Below are 20357 nucleotides of genomic sequence, written 5' to 3' on the forward strand. Positions count from 1 at the left end.
TCGAATGCGGTCCAGATGCGGGTTCAGACTTCCTTGAGGTGGAACAGGCGGTGGCCGTCCAGCCAGGTCTCGAAGCCATCGGGCACCACGAAGGTGGTGGCGTCGGACTCGATCACCGCCGGGCCGGTGATGCGGTTGCCGGGCTTGAGCGATTCCATCTTGTAGAGCTGCGCATCCACCCACTTCTTCTTGCGATAGAACTTGCGCGTGCCCAGGTAGGCGCTCTTCTCGGGAATCTCGCTGCCCAGCTCCTCCTTGGGGATGCGCGGCTTGGGAATGGGCACGGTGCCGCGCATGATGGCGCCGGTGACCGAGTAGCCCAGCTCGGGCGAGCGCGCCGACTCCGAATACACGCGGCCATAGGTGTCGTTGAAGGCTTCCTCCAGCGCCAGCCAGTCGTTCTCGGTGGCGGCCTTCTTGATGGGCGACTCGATCTCCAGGTCGTTGAGCTGGCCGCGGTACTGCATGCGGTAGCCGGGCGTGAGCTCGACCTGATCGGGCGTGTAGCCGTTGAGCTTGAATTCTTCGAGCACGCGTTCGGTCAGCTCGGCCCAGGCATCCTGCAAGGTCTTGGCCGCTGCAATGCGCTCGGCCTCGCTGGCGTCGGTGGCCAGGTTGATGTCCAGGCTCTTGTCGTAGCGGTATTCAAAGTCCGCCGCCGCGCAGCCAAAGGCCGAGAATCCCGCCGCCCAGGCCGGCACGATCACATCCTCGAAGCCCAGTCCTTCGGTGTAGCCATAGGTGTGCACGGGGCCGGCGCCGCCGTAGGAGAAACACACGAAGCTGCCCGGGCTGTAGCCCTTGCCCGAGATCATCGAGCGCAGGTAATCACGCAGCTCCGCGTCGAGCAGCTCGATCACGCCGGCGGCCGCGTCCTCCACGCTCAGGCCCAGCGGGTCGGCCAGCTGCTTCTTGATGGCGTCATAGGCGCGCTGCTTGTCCAGCTTGAGCGCCCCGCCCAGGAAGTTGTCCGGGTTCAGATAGCCCAGCACCATGTGGCAGTCCGACACGGTGATGGTGTCGATGCCGCTGTCGGCCCAGCACACGCCCACTCGGTAGCCGGCCGAATCGGGCCCGAGCTTGATGGCCTTGGTGTAGGGATCGATGCGGATGAAGCTGCCCGCGCCCGCGCCCACCGAATCCATGGCCACCAGCGGCAGCGACAGCACCAGGCGCGCCATGTCCGGGTCGTTCTTGATGGTCATCTCGCCTTGCGTGATCAGCGCCACGTCGAACGAGGTGCCGCCAATGTCCGAGCAGGCGATGTTCTTGTAGCCCAGCACCTCGCCCAGGTACTTGGCGCCAATCACGCCGCCGATCGGGCCAGAGACGATGGTGCGCGCCAGCTCCTTGGCCTTCCAGGAAATCGTGCCGCCGTGCGTGGCCATGACGCGGAAGTCGAACTTCGAGCCCTTGTCCTTGAAGGCGGTGGTGATCTTGTTGAGCGTCTGGCGCGAAGGCTCGGCCGCGAACGCCTCCAGGATGGTGGTGTTGGTGCGGTGCGACTCCTTGCGCACCGGGTAGTAGTCGGTGGAGGCGAACACCGGAATGTTCTTGCCGCTTTTCTTCACCTCCTCCTGCACGATGTCGCGCACGCGCCGCTCGTGCGCGGGGTTCTTGTACGAGTGCAGCAGGCTGATGACGATGCCCTGCACCTCCTGCTCGATCAGCTCCTTGGCGGCCTTGCGGGCGCTGTCTTCATCGAGCGGGATCACCACCGTGCCGAACATGTCCACGCGCTCGACCACGCCGCGCGTCAGGCGCCGGGGCACCAGCGGCTCGTCGTAGTAGTGCGTGTTCAGGTGCAGCCTGTCCTCATAGGCAAAGCCCAGGTAGGCCTGCACGGCGCGGCCCATGCGGTGAAAGTCCTCACACCCCGCATTGACGATCAGCCCGGTCTTCAGCCCCTTGCGCTGCACCACGCGGTTGAGCATGGCCGTGCCTGAGTACACGCCTGTCTGCAACTGCGGCAGCGCATTCTCCAGCTGCATGCCCCACAGCCCCAGCGCGTCGATGCTGGACTCGATCAGCCCGCGCGCCTCGTTGTCCGGCGTGCTCTGGGCCTTGCCCACGACGAACTCGCCCTTGCTGTCGACGAAAAAGGTATCGGTCATGGTGCCGCCGGCGTCGATGCCCAGCACCTGCACCTGCCGTGATGGATTGGCGGTTTTGCTCATGTTGTCTCCTGATTGCGAAGTGGTGGAGCGCACCAGGCCCTGGCCTGGCGCCACCTGCCGCAGCCAGACAGGCCGCTGGCAGATCGTTGGCCGTTGGCGTGGCCCTCCTTGCGGAACGCACGGCGCCTGTGGCTGCGGTTGAACCTGCAAGCGCTGTGCCATCCGCTGCGCGGCTCAGGGAAAGTCCCAGGCCCTCCCAATGGCGGGCAGGGCGCGCAGATTGGCCTGAGGCGTGGCTGGGGATGTCTTGCTGTACGGATTTCGCCAGACAGCTGTCCGGTTTCCGGACACTTTCGGCAGCCGGGCCGGCGTCGGCTGACAGGTGAAAACCCCATTGCCCGCGCGCAGCCCGCTGGGCAGACTGATGGGCCAAGAGAGGCAAAGGCGGCCGCGGCAGGCCGCCAAAAAAGCCAGACACGGTGAGGGCGCACGCAGTCCATGCATCCGCTACAGCGGCCTGTGCGCTCAGATTCCAGCGCCAAAGCCGTGTTCTGAGCGGGAGAACCCTATGCACAACCCCCAGACCAGCGTGCGCTCGGCGTGGGAAGACTTCATGAGCGACGGCCCCATCAGCACGGCAGTGCGCCCCGTGGTGCTGGCGTCGTGGAGACGTTCGCGCGCACAGCAGGCTCCAGTGCAATCGGCCCGCACCCAGGTACTGGATCTGCAGGCCAGGCGCGCGCTTTCATTGCAAAGCGCGGAACTGCTGCGCGTGGCCGACCCGGTGCTCAAGCAAGCGCAGAAATGGCTGGCCAGCAGCCAGTCCATGCTCATCCTCTCTGACATGCAAGGGGCAGTGTTGCGCGCCACCGGTGACAGCCGAACCTTGCTGCAGGGGCAGGAGATCGGCCTGCAACAAGGCGGCTGCTGGCGTGAGCGCGACATCGGCACCAATGCCATCGGCACGGCGCTGGCCGTCAATGCGCCAGTGCGCATCCATGCCTTTGAGCACTTCTGCCAGCACGTGCAGCCTTGGAGTTGCGCCGCAGCGCCAGTGCGCGACCCCGATGGCGGGCGTTTGCTGGGCGTGGTCGATATCTCCAGCGCAGCCAGCTTCGCCAATGAGAACAGCCTGGCTTATGCCACCGTGCTGGCGCAGCAAATCCATGGCCAATTGCGCCAGCTGCGCCAAGAGCAGCACCAGTGCATCTTGCAGCACCTGCTCGATCAACTGATGCATTGGCAGGGCCGCGCCATCGTCGCGTTTGATCATCTGGGCCAGCTCATCCACAGCAATGCGCCTCATGCACTGCGCGACACGCCCATGCAAGCGCAGCTGGCCGCCGATGCCCAGGGGCGGCTGGCGCTGTTGGCGCGCACCCCGCCCGCGCAATGGCTGTTGGCATTGCACACACTCTGGCCCGAGGCGCATTGGCACATCGTGCACAGCGGGCATGAGCCCATTGGCGTCTGGGCTGCGCTGCCCCAGCGCCTGCGCCGCATCCAGCCGCCGGGCTTGCAGGAAGCTGCCGCGCCAGAGGCAGAGTCCGCCGCCGGCGCTGTTGCATTGCAGCCCAGCGTCGCAGCCCCTGCTGTGCGCTGCGCCCCAGCAATCTGGCAGCGCCCGCCAGCCTTCGATGCCCTGGTGGGCCACAGTGCAGCGCTGCGCCGCGCCATTGAGCAGGCCGTGCAAATCGCCCAGGCCGGCCTGCCGGTGCTGATCGAAGGCGAGACAGGCGCAGGAAAAGAGCTGTTTGCCCAGGCCATCCACGCCGCCAGCCGGGGCGAGCAGTCGCCCTTCGTGCCCGTCAACTGTGGCGGCTTGCCGCAGGAGCTGATCGGCAGCGAAATCTTTGGCTACGAGCGCGGCGCCTTCACCGGCGCTGCGCCCACGGGCCGCGCTGGCAAACTCGAAGCCGCCCATGGCGGCACGCTGTGCCTGGATGAAATCGGCGAAATGCCGCTGAACCTGCAACCCTACCTGCTGCGCGTGCTGGAGGATCGGCAAGTCTGGCGCATTGGCAGCCACAGCGGCCGCGCCGTGGACGTGCAACTCATTGCCATGACCAACCGCGACTTGGAGACGCAAATCCAGGCTGGACACTTCCGCCAGGATCTGTTCTACCGCATTGCCGTCACGCGCCTGCGCATTCCGCCTTTGCGCGAACGCGCCGAGGACATCCCCGCGCTGGTGGCCCATTTCGCACAACTTTGCGCCCAGAGAGCCAGGCGCGCCCTGCCGCAGTTCAAGCCTGCGGCTCTGCAGCAGCTACAGACTTGGAGCTGGCCCGGCAACATCCGCCAGCTGCGCAACACGGTGGAAAACCTGCTGCTTTGCAGCCCGCAGCAGGGCTGCAGCGGCTGGATCGACGCAGCCGATTTGCGCTGTGAGCCGGGGCTGGCGTCAGCCTGGCCCGCCCGTGCGGACGCGCAGGGCCAGGCCATACTCGGCGCACCCCATGGCGGCCCGGCCGCTGCGCCGCCAGACGATCTGCAAACTCTGGAGATACAGACCATGCAGCGCGTCATCGCCCAATGCCAAGGCAACCTCTCGGCTGCAGCGCGCCAGCTGGGCATTGCGCGCTCCACGCTCTACAGCCGTTTGCGCAAACTGCGCTGATCAGCCTGCACCAGCACCGTGAAAATAATCGTCGCTTTTTTAAAACAAATACTTGCACAACAAACTGAATTGCAATTCTAAAAATACAATCGGTGTCCGAACGTATCTAAGAGCCTGTTCAAAATCTTTGCACGGCGGTCAAGAGAGCGGATTTGGGCGCTCTGCTGCGCCCGCAAAGCCTCGCCATAGCCCCAGCTATGGCTGCGTTTTGCGCCTTGCAGCCCACCCCAAACCGCTTCTTGCCCACTCGCGCCGAGATTTTGAACAGGCTCTAAGGCACTGCACAACGTGCAGTGCCATCTGTTTGCAACTTGCATTTTTATGAGGAGAGCAGCCATGCCTTTTGCCGAGACATCAGAACCTACAGGGCAGCGGCCCATGCACTGGCACTGGGGCGCTGCCCTGGCCTTGCTGGGCGTGGCGGGCGCCGTGCAGGCACAAACTCCGCCGCTGAGCATTGATGAAACCTTTCGCAATGCAACAGCGCCCGACTGGAGTCTGCTGGGGCCTGTTGGAGGCACTGCGTCTGATCCTGCCGTGCTGACGGCCGCATCTGGCGGCATGGATGCGCCCGGCGAAGGCTGGTTGCGCCTGACCAAGGCGGCTGCGGCACAAGCAGGAACGGCGTTGTACAAACAAGCATTCAGCTCCAGCAAAGGCGTGGATGTGAGCTTTCAGTACGCCACCTGGGGCACGAACAGTGGCCGTGGCGGGGACGGCTTCACCTTCTACCTGATCGACGGCGCAGAGGCTGACCCGGTGGTTGGCGCTCGCGGCGGCAGCCTGGGCTATTCCTGGGGAAATTACGGGGCCGGGGTCAAAAGCGGTTACGTCGGCATTGGCTTTGACGAATACGGCAACTTCTCCCATCCCACATTCGGGGTTTGTGCGTTGGGGCCGAATGTGACGGCATGCGATCGTCTTCAGCATCGGGTTGCGGTGCGCGGCTCCGGGCACCTGCTGGGCTTTGCGCCTGGCGATGTGCAGAACAAGAGCACCGGCTTCAAGCTGCTGCACAACAAGATGCCGACGATGCCGCCGCCCGATACGACGATCTTCACGGGCAGCCGCGCTGACGCCAAAAATGTACGCATCGTCATCACGCCAGCCCCAGAGGTCAAGCTGACGGTCATCCTCGAAGGGCAGACCATTGTCGACCAACTGCCGCTGACCCAAGCCAATGGCGATCCCGTCGATGGCATGGCTGCTTTGCCAGCCACCTTCAAAATGGGCTTCAGCTCCAGCACTGGCGGGGCCATCAACCACCACGAAATCCGCAACCTGACGGTGCGCCAGGCGCAGCTGGAGGCCACGCCCGACAGCTACAGCACGCCTCACGGGCAAGCCCTGAACGTGGCCGCAGACGCCCCCAATGCCCTGGGCGCCAACGACTTGGGCATCATGCCTGGGGCCGTGTACTCGCTGCAGGGCCAGGCAACCGGTGGCACGGCCACCGTCAATGCCGATGGCAGCTTCCGCTTTGAGCCTGCGGCCGATTTTGTTGGCGAGGCCAGCTTCACCTACCAGGTCTGCAATCAGCCAGCCACCAACCCGGCCAACTGCAAGACGGCCTTGGCTACCGTCATCGTGGGCCCCAATGCACAGCCGGACGAAGCCACGACCACAGTGGGCCAGCCAGCCAATGGCGACCTGAAGGCCAACGATACGGCGCCAGCAGGTGCGACCTACAAGCTCAAGACCGCCCCGAACGCGGCGCAGGGCACGGCCACGGTCAATGCCGATGGCGCTTACACCTTCACGCCGGCGGCAGGCTTCTCTGGCGATGCCAGCTTCACCTACGAGGTGTGCACCGGCCCTGGCGGCACGGCACCCTGCGCCGAGGCCACGGTGACCGTCAAGGTCAATCCCAAGGCCACTGCCGACAGCTACAGCACGACGCTGAATACCGCGCTGCCCGCCGATGCATCGCGCAACCTGGGCGCCAACGACGACAAGCCGAACAACGCCAAGTTCTCGCTGGTGCCCGGCAGCGCCACGAACGGCACGGCTACGGTCGAGCCGGATGGCACATTCAGCTTTACGCCTGCGCAGGGTTTCGTCGGTGATGCCACCTTCAGCTACAAGGTCTGCAACGAGGCAGGCACGCATTGCAGCGCAGACACGACTGTGACGGTGAAAGTTGGCGCTGCAGCACCACAAGTGGCGGACGACAGTGCCACAACCACGGTGGGTCAGCCAGCCAACGGCGACTTGAAGGCCAACGATACGGTGCCGGCGGGCGCGACCTACAAGCTCAAGACCGCCCCGAACGCGGCGCAGGGCACGGCTACGGTCAATGCCGATGGCACCTACACCTTCACGCCAGCGGCAGGCTTCTCTGGCGATGCCAGCTTCATCTACGAAGTGTGCTCTGGCCCTGGCGGCACAGCGCCCTGTGCGCAGGCCACGGTGACCATCAAGGTCAATCCCAAGGCCACTGCCGACAGCTACAGCACGGCGCCGAACGCCGAGCTGCCCGCCGATGCATCGCGCAACCTGGGCGCCAACGACGATAAGCCGAACAACGCCAAGTTCTCGCTGGTGCCCGGCAGCGCCACGAACGGCACGGCCACCGTCAACCCGGATGGCACTTTCAGCTTCAAGCCGGATCAGGACTTCGTCGGTGATGCCACCTTCAGCTACAAGGTCTGCAACGAGGCGGGCACGCATTGCAGTGCAGACACGACCGTGACCATCAAGGTGTCAAGCGCCCCTGTCGCCCAGCCCGACGAGTTCACGGTGGCTCCGGGGCAGCCCATCCAGGGCGATGTCAAAGGCAATGATGTTGTTCCGGCCGGCGCTGTGTTCTCGCTGGTGCCCGGCACGCCCGTGCCTGACCCTGCAACCCAGGGCGCACTGGTCTTCAACAACGATGGCACCTTCACCTTCACGCCGGTGCAAGGTTTCACAGGCACGGTGGACTTCGAGTACCAGATGTGCGCTGGCCCGGGCGGCACTGCCCCCTGCGTGCGTGCCTCGGTGCGCTTGAATGTGCAGGCCATTGTGTTGCCTTCGACTGTGCCTGTGCCGGCACTCAACCTCTGGTCGCTGCTGGGCCTGAGCGCACTGCTGGGTGTGTTTGGCCTGCGCCGCCGCCAGCGCCAGTGATGGCGATGCAAGCCTGATCGGCGGCCGCGCCCTTGGTGGCGCGGCTCCGTCCAGACATGAAAAAAACCCGCCGGATTTTGCCGGCGGGTTTTTTTCATGCCTGCGTTGGCAGGCCCTGGAGAAGTTCAGTGCTGATGGCCGTGCGCGCCGTGTGCATGGCGGTGCTGAATTTCCTCTGGCGTGGCGGGGCGGATGGCCAGAATGCGCACCACGAAACGCACGTGCTGGCCGGCCAGCGGGTGGTTGCCGTCGAGCTGCACCTGCTGGCCCTTGATCTTTGCCACGCGCAGCAGCTGTGGCGCGCCATCGGGGCCGGGGCGCTGGACTTGGCCGCCGACTTTGGTGCCTGGCGGCAGTTCGGATTTGTCGATGGTGAGCACCAGGCTTTCGTCGCGCTGGCCAAAGCCGTCGTCAGGCGGCAGGTCGATGGTGGTGGCATGGCCTACGCTCTGGCCTTGCAGGGCGGCCTCGATCTTGGGCAGCAAGTTGTCGTAGCCGCCGTGCAGATAGGCGACTTCCTCGGCCTTGGTCTGCATGGGGCGGCCTTTGGCGTCGTCGATGCGGTAGCGGATGGTGACCACGGTGTTGGCTTCGACGCGGGGGGTATTGGTTGGGTTCGTCATGGTGCTGGTGGGTTGAAAGGGTTGGAAAGACAGAAGGATCGATTGTCGGGCCATTGATTGTGGCGCTGCCCCGCTGCCCGTTCAACGAGGGCGGGCAGGTTCAGCGGTAAGCCTCGCAGTCGGGCGCTGGCGTTTGCTGCAGCTGCCGGGCATAGGCATGGCCGGCGTAGTTGGCGGCGGCGATGATGCCGGGGGCCAGGCAGTCGCCGATGCGCTCGACGCTGGCAATGCCATGCTCGGCCCAGCTGTGGCTGGCCGCTTGCAGGGCCTGCCACAGGCCGTGGTTGGGCAGGCGGGCGGTGACGGGCACCAGGCAGGCGCAGGCGATGGGTTGCAGGCGGCCGCTGTAGACGCAGGCCAGTTCGAGCCGATCGCCCTGCCAGCCGGCCAGCTGGTGCAGCAAGGTGATGTGCACGCCCAGCTCCAGCAGGCGGCGGTGGATGCGCGGCTGCTCCAGCGTGTGTTCGCTCCAGGGCGCGACGATGGGCGCGGGGGTGACGAAGTGCACCTGCAGCCCGGCGCGCGCCAGCAGCTCGGCCAGCACGCTGGCCATGTAGTAGCGGTCGTCGTCGAACACGACCACGGGGCCTTGGGCTGGCGCGCCCTGGGCGTGGTTGGCGGCCAGGGCGGCATGCACGGCGGCCGCGCCCTGTTCGAGCAGGGCATCGACGCCTACTACGCGCGCGGCGTTGGCGCCGCCCAGAAAGGGCAGGGGCTGGCGATGCACGCGGCCCACGCCGTCGCAGCGCCAGTGCGCGCCGGTGGCGATGGCGACGTGGGCCATGCCAAAGGCGAGCACGTCCTGCGCGCTCAGCGGGCTGTCCAGGTACATCTGCACGTTGCTGGCCTGGCGCAGCTGGCCCAGGCGCCAGTCGCGCACGCGCGCCCAGGTGGCCAGGCCCGGCAGGCGCGCCTCCAGGCTGACGCGCCCGCCCCATTGCCGCGCGGCATCGGCGATGGTGACTTCGGCGCCGCGCTGCGCCAGGGCGCGCGCGGCCTCCAGCCCGGCGGGGCCGCCGCCGACGATGAGCACCGAGGCCGGGCGCGGCAGCGGGGCGATGATTTCCGGGTGCCAGCCTTTGCGCGCTTCTTCGCCGATGGTGGGGTTTTGCGTGCAGCGCATGGGCACGACGGTGTTGTCACCTGCAGTGCAAATGTTGCAGCCGATGCATTCGCGGATCTCGTCGATGCGGCCTTGCTCGATTTTTTGCGGCAGGAAGGGGTCGGCAATGGAGGGGCGGGCTGCGCCCACCAGGTCGAAGATGCCGCTGCGGATGGCGCGCACCATGGCATCGGGCGAGGTATAGCGGCCCACGCCGACCACGGGCTTGCGCGTGAGGGATTTGACGAAGGCGATGTAGGGCTCTTGAAAGCCTTCTTGCGCAAAGCGCGCGGTTTGACTGTCGTTGGCCCAGTTGGAGAGGTTGACGTCCCACAGGTCGGGCTCGTCGGCCAGCGCGGCGATGACGTCGCGGCCTTCGCCATCGTGGGTCAGGCCGTCCTGGCCCAGCAGTTCCTCGACGGCAAAGCGCACGGCCACGGCGCAGGTGTCGCCCACGGCCTCGCGGGTGTCGGCCAGCACTTCGCGGAACAGGCGCAGGCGATTTTCGAAACTGCCGCCGTATTCGTCGCTGCGCTGGTTGTAGCGCTTGAGCAAGAAGTGCTGCAGCAGCGTCATGTCGTGCCCGGCATAGACGTAGACGATGTCGAAGCCGGCGCGCTTGGCGCGCAGCGCGGCGTCGCGGTGCCATTGGCGGAAGGCGCGGATGTCGCTCTTGTCCATGGCGCGCGCCTGCACCGGGTCTTCGGTGTCCACCAGCATGTCGGCCGGGCCGTAGGGGGCGATGCGACTGAGGCGGTTGGCGGTGTGGATGCCGTTGTGCGCCAGTTGGATGGCCGCCAGGCTGCCGTGGGCGTGGATGGCCTCGGTCAGCGCCTGCAGGCGGCCGATGTCGCGTTCGTCCCACAGGCGCTGCTGGTTGGAGGGGGAGATGTCCGAGGAGGGGTGGATCTCGGTCTCCTGCGTGCTCACAACGCCCCAGCCGCCCTCGGCCTTGATCTGGCGCAGGCGTTGCTCGGCCGCAGGGTAGCGGTGCCCCATGCCGCTGCAATGCGGCACCTGGTAGAAGCGGTTGCGGGTGGTGACGGGGCCGATGCGTACAGGCTCGAAAAGAATGTCGTAGCGGGGGTCTCGCATGGGGCAAGTGGTGCGCTGTGGGTGTGTTCTTGATATTCTGGGGATGCCTCAGGCCACGGGCTGCAGCCTGCGCTCCAGGCGCCGCAGCAGCAATACCAGCACCAGCGTGAGCAGCAGGTAAATGCCCGCCAGCAGCAGCAGGGGCTCGTAGGTCAGCAGCGTGTTCTGGCGCACCATGTTGATGACGCCATAGGCATCGACCACGGTGATGGTGGCCACCAGCGGGGTGGACTTGAGCTGCAGCACGGTCTCGCCGGCCAGCGTGGGCAGGCTGCGCTGGATGGCGCGCGGCAGCCAGATGCGGCGCCAGACCTGCCAGCGCGTCATGCCGCAGGCCCAGCCGGCCTCCAGCTCGCCCCGGGGCACGCCGACAAAGGCGCCGCGCATGACCTCACCCACGTAGGCGGCGAAGGAGACGGTCAGTGCAAACAGCCCATAGGGCCAGGCCTGGCGCAGATAGGGCCACAGCGCCGAGCTGCGGATTTCCGGGATGAGCGGAAACAGCGAGCCCAGGCCGTAATAAACCAGCCACAGCTGCAGCAGCAGCGGCGTGCCGCGGATCACGGTGCAAAAGCTGCGCGCGGGCAGGCGCAGCCACCAGGGGCCGGCCGCCTGGGCAATGCCCAGCGGCAGCGCCAGGGCAAAGCCCAGCACCACGCTGCCGACCAGCATGGCCAGGCTCACGCCCACGCCGGCCAGCAGCGCCCGGGCGTACTGCGGCACCCAGGCCCATTGGCCTTGCCAGGCAATGGTCGCCAACGCCAGCAAGGCCAGGGCGGCCAGCACGCGCCGATGCGGTTGCCAGAAGGCGGCGGCCTGGCGCTGGGCGCTGTGTGCCGTGTGTTCAACCACGTGCGGCCTCCGGGCGCTGGCCGCGGCGCGCGCGGCGCTCCAGCGCGGCAAAGAGCTGGTTGGACAGCAAGGTGATGGCCAGGTAGAGCAGCCCGGCGGCGCAGAAGAACAGCAGGTAGGCCTTGGTCGTGCCGGCGGCCTGGCGCGTGGCCAGGGTCAGCTCGGTGAAGCCGGCCACGGCCAGCAGGGCCGTGTCCTTGGTGGCGATCAGCCACAGATTGGCCAGGCCGGGGATGGCAAAGGGCAGCATGCCCGGCAAGGTAATGCGCCACAGCGCCTGGCGCGCACTCATGCCAAAGGCCTGCGCGGCGTCGTGCTCGCCGGGCGCGATGGCCTGAATGGCGCCGCGGATGACCTCGGTGGCGTAGGCGCCCTGCACAATGGCAATGACGGCAATGCCGGCGACCAGGCCGCTGGCCTGCACGCGCCCCACGCCCATCAGCGCCAGCATGCGGTTGAGCAGATCGGTGCCCAGGTAGTAGAGGATCAGGATGAGGATCAGCTCGGGCATGCCGCGCACGATGGTGGTGTACGCCTCGGCCAGATCGCGCGCCACCGGCCCGCCGCGCAGCTTGGCCATGGCCCCGCCCACGCCCAGCAGCAGGCCCAGCGCATAGCCGCCGCCGGCGACGATGAGCGAATTGAGCAGGCCCTGCAGCAGCACCTTGCCCCAGCCGGGCGGGGCATAGGCCAGCAGCTGCCAGTCAACGCCGGGCAGGAGCGCAGAGAGAAAATCCATCGCCGTGCGCCAGGTGGCTACAGGTGGCTCATGGGCTTGCTGGCTCACTGTCCGTAGACGTCGTAGCTGAAGTATTTCTGCGCGATGCGCTGGTATTCGCCGCTGTCGCGCAGCGACTGGATGGCGGCGTTGAGCTGCTCGCGCAGCGCATCCTGGCCCTTGCGCAGGCCAATGCCCACGCCCTGGCCGAGCACGCCGGGGTCGGGCTCGGGGTTGCCGCGCGCCTCGCAGCAGGCCTTGCCGCCGTCGCTCTTGAGGAAGGTTTGCATGGCGTCGGTGTCGCCCATGGTGGCGTCCACTCGGCCGGAGACCAGGTCGCTGTTGGCCTCGTCCTGGTTCTGATAGACCTTGACGGTGGCGCCAGCGGGCGCGAAGTGCTTTTGCGCGTAGGCGGCATGGATGGTGGCCACCTGCACGCCGATGGTCTTGCCTTTGAAGCTGGCCGGGCTCTTGTCCACCGGCGCCTCCTTGGCCGAGACGATCAGCGGCGGCACGTCGTAGTACTTGTTGGAGAAGTCGATCTGCTTGCGGCGCTCCTCGGTGATGGACATCGAGGCCATGACCATGTCGATGTGGCCGCCGTTGAGCGAGGGGATCAGCCCGTCCCAGGCCACGGCCGTCACTTCGCAATCGAGCTTGGCGGCCTTGCACACGGCCTGGGCCAGATCGACCTCGAAGCCTTGCCACTGGCCCGAGGGCGAGGGGTAGTACATCGGCGGGTAGGGCTCGGCGGCCACGGCCACTTTCAGGGTCTTGGCCGCGGCGGCGCCGGGCAGGGCAAAGGCCAGGGCGCAGGCCAGCGAGGTCAGCAAGGGCTTCATCGGTGTTTCCTCCTCGTCGTGCGTGGGTCGGTGCGCAGGCCGCACGCCTGCCATGCGGCAGGTTCTTCTTTGCACAGGTTCTGACGTTGGGGCCCGCGCGCGTCTGGCGCAGTGTAGCCAGTTTCAACTGCGGCGGGCAGTCAGTAGAAACAGCGGGTAGTCACGCCCGTTACGGTGTGTCAGGCGGTGGATTTCTTCAAGCTGCACCTGCTCGAAACCGGCCTGCCGGGTCAGGGCCTGCAGGGCCTGGGGATCGAAGCCCAGGTGGTACACGCCCTTGGCGGCGTTGTCGCCGTGGAAGCTGCCGTCCTCGGCGTACAGGTCCACCAGCGCGATGCGCCCGCCAGGCCGCAGCGCCTGGGCGCAGCCCTGCAGCAGCGCGGCGGTGTCGGGCACGTGGTGCAAGGCCATGCAGCTGACGATGGCGTCGTAGTGGCCGGCCGGCAGGCCCTGCAGGCCGGCTTGCTGCACGGTGTCGATGTTGCTCACATTTTTTTCACGCAGCACGGCCAGCATGTTGGTCGAATGGTCCACAGCGGTGACCTGCGCCACGTGCGGCGCAATCGCCGTGGCCAGCAGGCCGGTGCCGGCGCCGAAGTCCAGCACCCGCTCGTGCGGCGCAAAGGGCACTTGCTGCAGCAGGCGCTGCGCAACGGTGGCCAGCTGCTGGGACATGGGGCGTTGATCCCAATCACGCGCGCTGGCGTCGAAGTGGCTGCTGTTGCCGGGCTGGCGGTGTGGCTCGTTCATGCGGTGCCTGTGCGGTGTGGGGATGCTGGGCCGGGACGCAGATAGCGCTGCAGGTAGCGCCCGGTGTGGCTGGCCGGGTTGGCGGCGATTTGCTCGGGCGTGCCGGTGGCCACGACCTGGCCGCCACCCTTGCCGCCCTCCGGGCCCATGTCGATGATCCAGTCGGCGGTCTTGATGACGTCCAGGTTGTGCTCGATGACCACAATGGTGTTGCCCGCATCGCGCAGCTGCTGCAGCACCTTGACCAGCAGCGCGATGTCGGCAAAGTGCAGCCCGGTGGTGGGCTCGTCCAGGATGTAGAGCGTGCGGCCGGTGTCGCGCTTGGACAGCTCCAGCGCCAGCTTGACGCGCTGGGCCTCGCCGCCCGAGAGCGTGGTAGCGCTCTGGCCCAGGCGGATGTAGGACAGGCCCACGTCCATCAGCGTCTGCAGCTTGCGCGCGATGGCTGGCACGTCCTGGAAGAAGGCCAGCGCGTCCTCGACCGTCATGTCCAGGATGTCGGCGATGTTGCGGCCCTTCCAGAGCACCTCCAGGGTTTCGCGGTTGTAGCGCCGGCCGTGGCAGACGTCGCAGGGCACGTACACGTCGGGCAGGAAGTGCATCTCCACCTTCACCACGCCATCGCCCTGGCAGGCCTCGCAGCGCCCGCCGGCCACGTTGAAGGAAAAGCGCCCCGGGCCGTAGCCGCGCTCCTTGGCGGTGGGCACCTCGGCCAACAGCTCGCGCACCGGCGTCATCAGCCCGGTGTAGGTGGCTGGGTTGCTGCGCGGCGTGCGGCCAATGGGTGCCTGATCGACGTTGATGACCTTGTCCAGCAGCTCCAGGCCCAGCAGATCCTCGTGCGCAGCCGGTTCGGTGTGGGCGCGGTGCAGGCGCTGGGCCACGGCGGCGTGCAGCGTGTCGTTGACCAGCGTGCTCTTGCCCGAGCCGGAGACGCCGGTGACGCAGGTCAGCAGGCCGATGGGGAAATCCACCGAGACCTGGCGCAGGTTGTTGCCGCACGCACCGACGATGCGCAGCGCCTGCCAGGCGCTGGCATTCGCGTTGGCGTTTGTGGCTGCGTTGGCGTTGGCCCCATCGCAGCCGGTCGGCGCGCCCGCCAGGGCCGGCGCATCGCCCTGGCCCTGCTGGCGCGCCCGCGCGCGGGGGAAGCCCTGGGCCGCATCCCCCGCCGGGGCGCTGGCGGCCGCGGCCTGGCTGGCTGCATCAAGGGGGCGGGGCGGCGTGCGCTGCGCCGGCACTTCGATGCGCAGCCGCCCGCTGAGGTATTGGCCGGTCAGCGAGTGGGGGTGTGCGGCGATCTCCTCGAAGCGGCCCTGGGCCACGACCTGGCCGCCGTGCACGCCGGCGCCCGGCCCCAGGTCGATGATCTGATCGGCCGCGCGCATCATGTCCTCGTCGTGCTCGACCACGATGACGCTGTTGCCGATGTCGCGCAGGTGCTGCAGCGTGGCGATCAGCCGGTCGTTGTCGCGCTGGTGCAGGCCAATGCTGGGCTCGTCGAGCACGTACATCACGCCCGTCAGGCCCGAGCCGATCTGGCTGGCCAGGCGAATGCGTTGGGCCTCGCCGCCGCTGAGCGTGTCGGCACTGCGCTCCAGGCTCAGGTAGTTCAGGCCCACGTCGTTGAGAAAGCGCAGCCGCAGCGCAATCTCGCGCACCACCTTGGCGGCAATCTCGGCCTTGGCGCCCTGCAGTTGCAATTGCTCAAACCATTGCTGCGCATCGGCCAGGGTGTCGCGCCCGATGTGGTGGATGGGGCGCGCTTGCGCGCCCTCGCCCAGCATCACGTGCAGCGCCTCGCGCCGCAGCCGCGCGCCGCCGCATTGCGCGCACAGCTGCGTGGTGCGGTATTTGGCCAGCTCATCACGCACCACGGTCGAATCGGTCTCGCGCCAGCGCCGCTCGATGTTGCGCAGCACGCCTTCGAAGGGGTGGCGGCGCAGCACCGGCTTGCCCTTGCCAGGGCCACTCTCGGCGATGTGGGTGAACTCGATCTCCTCCTGGCCCGAGCCGTACAGCACGATCTCGCGCAGGCGCTGTGGCAGCTGCTCGAACGGCGTGTTGTCGGCATCGAAGCCGTAATGCGCGCCCAGGCTCTTGAGCAGGCCGAAGTAGTAGCCGTTGCGCCTGTCCCAGCCCTTGATGGCGCCCGCGCCCAAGCTCAGCGTCGGGAAGGCGACGATGCGCGCCGGGTCAAACAGCTCCTGCTGGCCCAGGCCATCGCAGGCCGGGCAGGCGCCCATGGGCGAGTTGAAGGAAAACAGCCTCGGCTCCAGCTCGGCCAGGGTGTAGTCGCACTGCGGGCAGGCGAACTTGGCGCTGAAGCCGTGCTCTGCGCCGCTGTCCATCTCCAGCGCGATGACGCGGCCGCTGGCGTTGGCTCCGCCCAGGGCCAGCGCGGCCTCGAAGCTCTCGGCCAGGCGCTGGCGCATATCCGGGCGCACCTTCAGGCGATCGACCACCACGTCGATGTCGTGGCGGTCGTTTTTCTTCAGCTCGGGCAGCTCCTCGTCGGTGACGACCTGCCCATCGACGCGAAAGCGCACATAGCCGCGCGCCTGCATGGCCTCGAACAAATCGCTGAACTCGCCCTTGCGGCCGCGCGCCACCGGCGCCAGGATCATCAGCCGCGTGCCCTCGGGCAGGGCCAGCACGCCATCGACCATCTGGCTGATGGTCTGCGAGGCCAGCGCCACGCCGTGCTCCGGGCAATGCGGCGTGCCCGCGCGGGCGTACAGCAGGCGCAGATAGTCGTTGATCTCGGTGACCGTGCCGACGGTGGAGCGCGGGTTGTGGCTGGTGGCCTTTTGCTCGATGCTGATGGCTGGCGAGAGGCCTTCGATCAAATCCACGTCCGGCTTGTCCAGCCGGCCCAGGAACTGGCGCGCATAGGCCGAGAGGCTCTCCACATAGCGCCGCTGGCCCTCGGCATACAAGGTGTCAAAGGCCAGCGAGGACTTGCCGGAGCCGGACATGCCGGTGATCACCACCAGCTGATGGCGCGCAATGTCCAGGTCGATGTTCTTCAGATTGTGCGTGCGCGCACCACGAATGCTGATGACCCCCGCGCCAAGCCGCTGGCCCAGGTAGGCGCCCTGCGCGGCGCTGGCCGCATGGCCGTCATCGTGCGCCGCAGCAGGTACAGCAGCCGCAGCGGGGGAGGGATCGGGGCGAGTGGGCTTCATCCAGGCCAGGGGCAAGAAAAATGCAACCCGCGATCATAGCAAGCTGCGGCTGGCCGCCCAGGGCAGGGCGTTGGGCGCGGGCGGCTATAGCCAGCAGAAAAGGCGCTGCGATTCAGCCCCTTCCTATAGTTTTCCAACCTAGCGAGTCTGGAGCTTGCCAGTGAATATGCCGGTGCGCAGGTAGGGCGGCGAAATGGCGCAGTGCGCCCGCTTGGTGCGCCAATTCAAGCCAATTGTGTGGCGATTAATGCATTCTGCATTGCGCTTTGACAATGTTTGACATTAACCCGCTGTACCTGCTTGCAGCGGTGGGCTATAAAGCGTAACGAATCGCAGCATGGTGGTATTTCCTGCCAGTGAATCGCACAAGAGGCGACCCTCAACACAAGGGCCTCATGCCTGTCCTTCGTCGTGATCAAAAATCTTATCCCGAAACCTGAGCAGCATGCATTACATCTTTGGAAACCGTAGGCGCATTGCAATTGCCGTCATTCTTGGCGTAGGCATTGTCATCGCCTTGCTGGGCGCAGTCGATCGCGCCAGAAAAGCCCTGTCAGGCCAGCAAAGGCCGGTCGCAGTCAACCAAAGCCAGGTCATGAAGGAAATACGGGATTTGCAAAAAATCCTGAAAGAAAGTACGCCATTCGGTGAGGAAAATCACTCCGTGTCCATCAAGCTGTCCCAGAAAGGAGTGAACTACCGTGGCGACCTAGGCGGGGTCACCGTGGAAGTGCCTAAGAGATGGGCTTTTTTATTGTCCTACGACGATGCCAAGAATCCAAAAACACAGGAGCACATCATCAATGGATTCATATTGCGAACCAATTTTGAATATCTGGTCAGTGGGCAGGGCGATAGGATGAAGATTGGGGAATTCGAGGATGGGGCAACAATTTATGTATTTTCAGGAAGCCATTATCCAGATCGTCATCGCAAGATGAAGCGCCTTTCTTCTCCTTGTTTTACGGGGTTGGCTGAAAAAAAATTTCATTACAAGAAAAGTCCGAGTCGGGTGTTTAATTTGGAGTGGTGTTTCCCGGAGCAGGATCTTAGTGATGATTTTTCATATATGGATAATAAAAATTATTATTACAAGATGGAGGCGGGCGAAGGGATTTCCGATGTTGTGGAGTGCTTCAATAGCAATACAAGGCTTTCCTATTGTCGGCATCACTTGTATATGCCATCATCAGCGACGGCTGTTGAGGTTAGGTATCATAAGGTGCATTTGAAAGACTGGAGGCGAATCAAGGATAGAGTCCAAAGCATAATTTCTGATTTCTATGTTTTAAATTGATTTTGAAGGAAGTGAGATGGTAAAAAAGATAGATTTGCAAGAGCTTGCTCGGCTTCAGTCTTTGATTGATGCTGGTAGGATAGGGGACTTTTATAGTAGTCTTGTAGACAGGGGGTATAGCTATGCTGCTTGGGCGAAGGGGGTGGCTAATGGTGAAACTCTGGCGGGAATCAGTGCGCTAGATTACATGCATAATAGCGCGATGATGGGTGGGAATGGGACTGATTGTCGCAATCTTTCTGCTGCTGCTGTCTCGAGTATAAAAATCGGCATGGCGAAGGCATATTTGAAATCACTGGAAAACATTGCATCAATGAATCAGGAAGGTTTGGTGGACAGAGATGTCAATGCAGTAGAGGTCTGGCGTTTCCATGAAGATGTTTTTTTGAAGAATGGCTTATCCATTAATAACTGGACCTTGCATGTGCCTTTCAAGATATATGAGGAAATAAACGGTGAGGCTGCTCTCGAGAAATTCTGGGAAGTGATTCGATCGACGGGCGGAGATGGCTTGGATGCGACAGCCATCAATGCGCTTATCATGTTGGACATGTTTGGTTATGCATATGGATCAGATGATGTTGTGAAGCCAGAGCATAGAGCCATGGCAAAGGAGTGGCTTAACAACCTACCGCCGGTGCTGTCTGGTTTTTTCCCAATATATGAAAGAGCCGAGGCGGGTGCACTGACCCCGCAATTTATCCATGATTTGGCAACTGTGTCAAATCAATCGGAAGCCACGATTGAGATCGTCCAAAACATAGGCAAACTATTTGATAGGGTGGATAAGCCCATGGAGCCAGCCTACTTCGTTGGGATGGCTTTGACATCGTTAGCGAGGCAGGCGGTGTCTGCAACAGCGGGGGATGCTTTTCTGGATGAAATTACACGCATTACCCATCGGATTGGCAACGAGCAACATGCAAAAGGCTTTCTTGATGACATTTATAGGCTGGTCCACAAGACTGAGCCAGGGGAAGGTAATTTGTTTGAAATGAGCATGCAAATGCTGACAGACGAAAGGACGCAGGGCAAATTTGATGTATTCAATCTGAACTCTCAAGGGTCGGATCTGGAGGGCACGATCTCAACGGCCATGACCGACTCCGATAAAGGCCTAGCCTATCGTTACGCAATTTTGCGTGGCAATCCTTTTGTGATCCTCGGTGCAGATTACCACGCGCTCAACGATGGGGGGCAGCTGGATCTGTACGACGCGGCCACCGGTCAGGGCACCCTGACCCAGGGCTGGCTGAAGGACCGCGCGCGCTTTCTGGCCGCGCAATCGAGCAGGAATGGCGGCACCAACGACGCCGCCAGGCGCGAGCGTGATGTGGTGTTCGTCGATCTGCCCAGCAATGAGGAGATCAACACCCGGGTGCCAGGCATCGATACCGCGCGCTACGTCATCTTCGGCGGCGAGGAAAACAATCAAGGCGCGAGCACCCTCAAGGGCGGCGATTTCGAGGATCACCTCTACGGCGAAGGGGGCGCTGACACCTTGCAAGGCGGCAGCGGCAGCGACCATCTTGAAGGCGGCCAAGGCCACGACACCTACGTGCTCAGCAGCCAAGACTCGGGCGTGGACACGATAGTGGACGTCGATGGCGATGGGCACCTGGAAGTGGATGGCAGCGCAATTTCGGGTGTTTACAAGCGCCATCACAGCCAGAGCACGAGCTATTACAGCGCCGATGGCCGCACCCGTATCGACGTGTCGCCAAGCGGTGTGCACACCCAATCGCAAGGGCCAGGGGGGCAGGCAGGCGCAGCCGGGCGACACACGCTGGGGGTGTACCGGCTCGATGGCACGCAGTGGCGGCAACTGGCCCATGTGCTCGATTGGAAGGGCCAGGGCCTGGGGCTGCAGCTGAGCGACGAGCTGGGCGAGCCCGAGCGCCATGTGGTGACGCTGGGTGGAGACCGTTACTACGACACATTTGAGGCGGCAGACCGGCCAGTGCAGATCAGCACTGGCGACAAGCGGGACTATGTCAACGGCAGCGCCTTTTCAGACCACATCAGCCTGGGCGAGAGCCACGACA

The 20357-nt window shown here is 64.8% G+C and carries 12 protein-coding genes; 4 read left to right on the forward strand and 8 right to left on the reverse strand.

What is annotated here, in order from left to right:
* Positions 1-23: 23 nt before the first annotated feature.
* Positions 24-2177 carry a hydantoinase/oxoprolinase family protein gene (locus CLI93_RS06950; protein ID WP_095542953.1) on the reverse strand — a complete coding sequence of 718 codons (2154 nt, stop codon included), beginning with the start codon at positions 2175-2177 and terminating at the stop codon, positions 24-26.
* Between the two features lie 508 nt (positions 2178-2685).
* Between CLI93_RS06950 and CLI93_RS06955 the strand changes: the two genes are divergently transcribed.
* Together CLI93_RS06955 and CLI93_RS06960 are read left to right on the forward strand one after the other, a co-directional pair.
* Complete coding sequence (locus CLI93_RS06955; protein ID WP_172424309.1) at positions 2686-4737, forward strand: sigma-54-dependent Fis family transcriptional regulator; 2052 nt, start codon at positions 2686-2688, stop codon at positions 4735-4737.
* Positions 4738-5073: 336 nt separating this feature from the next.
* Positions 5074-7845: an IPTL-CTERM sorting domain-containing protein gene (locus tag CLI93_RS06960; RefSeq protein WP_172425535.1), complete on the forward strand. Its 2772-nt coding sequence runs from the start codon at positions 5074-5076 to the stop codon at positions 7843-7845.
* A 125-nt stretch (positions 7846-7970) separates the two neighbouring features.
* On the opposite strand, the gene CLI93_RS06965 is transcribed toward CLI93_RS06960, so the two are convergent.
* The 7 genes from CLI93_RS06965 to uvrA form a co-directional block, all read right to left on the reverse strand.
* Positions 7971-8468, reverse strand: a complete 498-nt coding sequence (locus CLI93_RS06965) for an FKBP-type peptidyl-prolyl cis-trans isomerase (RefSeq protein ID WP_095995995.1) — start codon at positions 8466-8468, stop codon at positions 7971-7973.
* A 100-nt stretch (positions 8469-8568) separates the two neighbouring features.
* Entirely contained in the window at positions 8569-10665 is a 2097-nt protein-coding gene (locus tag CLI93_RS06970; RefSeq protein ID WP_095995994.1) for an oxidoreductase, read from the reverse strand.
* 48 nt (positions 10666-10713) lie between these two features.
* Positions 10714-11517: an ABC transporter permease gene (locus CLI93_RS06975; protein WP_095551511.1), complete on the reverse strand. Its 804-nt coding sequence runs from the start codon at positions 11515-11517 to the stop codon at positions 10714-10716.
* Entirely contained in the window at positions 11510-12256 is a 747-nt protein-coding gene (locus CLI93_RS06980) for an ABC transporter permease (RefSeq protein WP_095543670.1), read from the reverse strand. The genes CLI93_RS06975 and CLI93_RS06980 overlap by 8 nt, the downstream gene beginning before the upstream one ends.
* A 44-nt stretch (positions 12257-12300) precedes the next feature.
* Positions 12301-13077, reverse strand: coding sequence for a transporter substrate-binding domain-containing protein (locus tag CLI93_RS06985; protein ID WP_095543669.1), 777 nt, complete (start codon positions 13075-13077; stop codon positions 12301-12303).
* A 123-nt stretch (positions 13078-13200) separates the two neighbouring features.
* Positions 13201-13827 (reverse strand): class I SAM-dependent DNA methyltransferase, encoded by a 627-nt coding sequence (locus tag CLI93_RS06990; RefSeq protein WP_095543668.1) that lies wholly within the window; start codon positions 13825-13827, stop codon positions 13201-13203.
* Entirely contained in the window at positions 13824-17015 is a 3192-nt protein-coding gene (gene uvrA / locus CLI93_RS06995; RefSeq protein ID WP_095543667.1) for an excinuclease ABC subunit UvrA, read from the reverse strand. Before uvrA ends, CLI93_RS06990 begins: the two co-directional genes overlap by 4 nt.
* Before the next feature lie 445 nt (positions 17016-17460).
* On the opposite strand from uvrA, the gene CLI93_RS14820 reads away from it, so the two are divergent.
* On the forward strand, positions 17461-18312 hold the full coding sequence (locus tag CLI93_RS14820) for a hypothetical protein (RefSeq protein WP_143326482.1): 852 nt from the start codon (positions 17461-17463) through the stop codon (positions 18310-18312).
* Positions 18313-18328: 16 nt separating this feature from the next.
* Positions 18329-20357 (forward strand): calcium-binding protein (locus CLI93_RS15545; protein WP_143326992.1); only part of this gene is annotated, 2029 nt, incomplete at its 3' end.

Source organism: Vandammella animalimorsus (assembly GCF_002288875.1).
Taxonomy (GTDB): Bacteria; Pseudomonadota; Gammaproteobacteria; order Burkholderiales; family Burkholderiaceae_C; genus Lampropedia; species Lampropedia animalimorsus.

What these genes read in the sequence shown, in the direction of transcription:
- CLI93_RS06955 (WP_172424309.1), top strand. Translation starts at nt 2,686, where the DNA reads ATGCACAACCCCCAGACCAGCGTGCGCTCGGCGTGGGAAGACTTCATG.
- CLI93_RS06960 (WP_172425535.1), top strand. Translation starts at nt 5,074, where the DNA reads ATGCCTTTTGCCGAGACATCAGAACCTACAGGGCAGCGGCCCATGCAC.
- uvrA (WP_095543667.1), bottom strand. Translation starts at nt 17,015, where the DNA reads ATGAAGCCCACTCGCCCCGATCCCTCCCCCGCTGCGGCTGCTGTACCT.
- CLI93_RS06970 (WP_095995994.1), bottom strand. Translation starts at nt 10,665, where the DNA reads ATGCGAGACCCCCGCTACGACATTCTTTTCGAGCCTGTACGCATCGGC.
- CLI93_RS06980 (WP_095543670.1), bottom strand. Translation starts at nt 12,256, where the DNA reads ATGGATTTTCTCTCTGCGCTCCTGCCCGGCGTTGACTGGCAGCTGCTG.
- CLI93_RS06965 (WP_095995995.1), bottom strand. Translation starts at nt 8,468, where the DNA reads ATGACGAACCCAACCAATACCCCCCGCGTCGAAGCCAACACCGTGGTC.
- CLI93_RS06990 (WP_095543668.1), bottom strand. Translation starts at nt 13,827, where the DNA reads ATGAACGAGCCACACCGCCAGCCCGGCAACAGCAGCCACTTCGACGCC.
- CLI93_RS14820 (WP_143326482.1), top strand. Translation starts at nt 17,461, where the DNA reads ATGCATTACATCTTTGGAAACCGTAGGCGCATTGCAATTGCCGTCATT.
- CLI93_RS06950 (WP_095542953.1), bottom strand. Translation starts at nt 2,177, where the DNA reads ATGAGCAAAACCGCCAATCCATCACGGCAGGTGCAGGTGCTGGGCATC.
- CLI93_RS06985 (WP_095543669.1), bottom strand. Translation starts at nt 13,077, where the DNA reads ATGAAGCCCTTGCTGACCTCGCTGGCCTGCGCCCTGGCCTTTGCCCTG.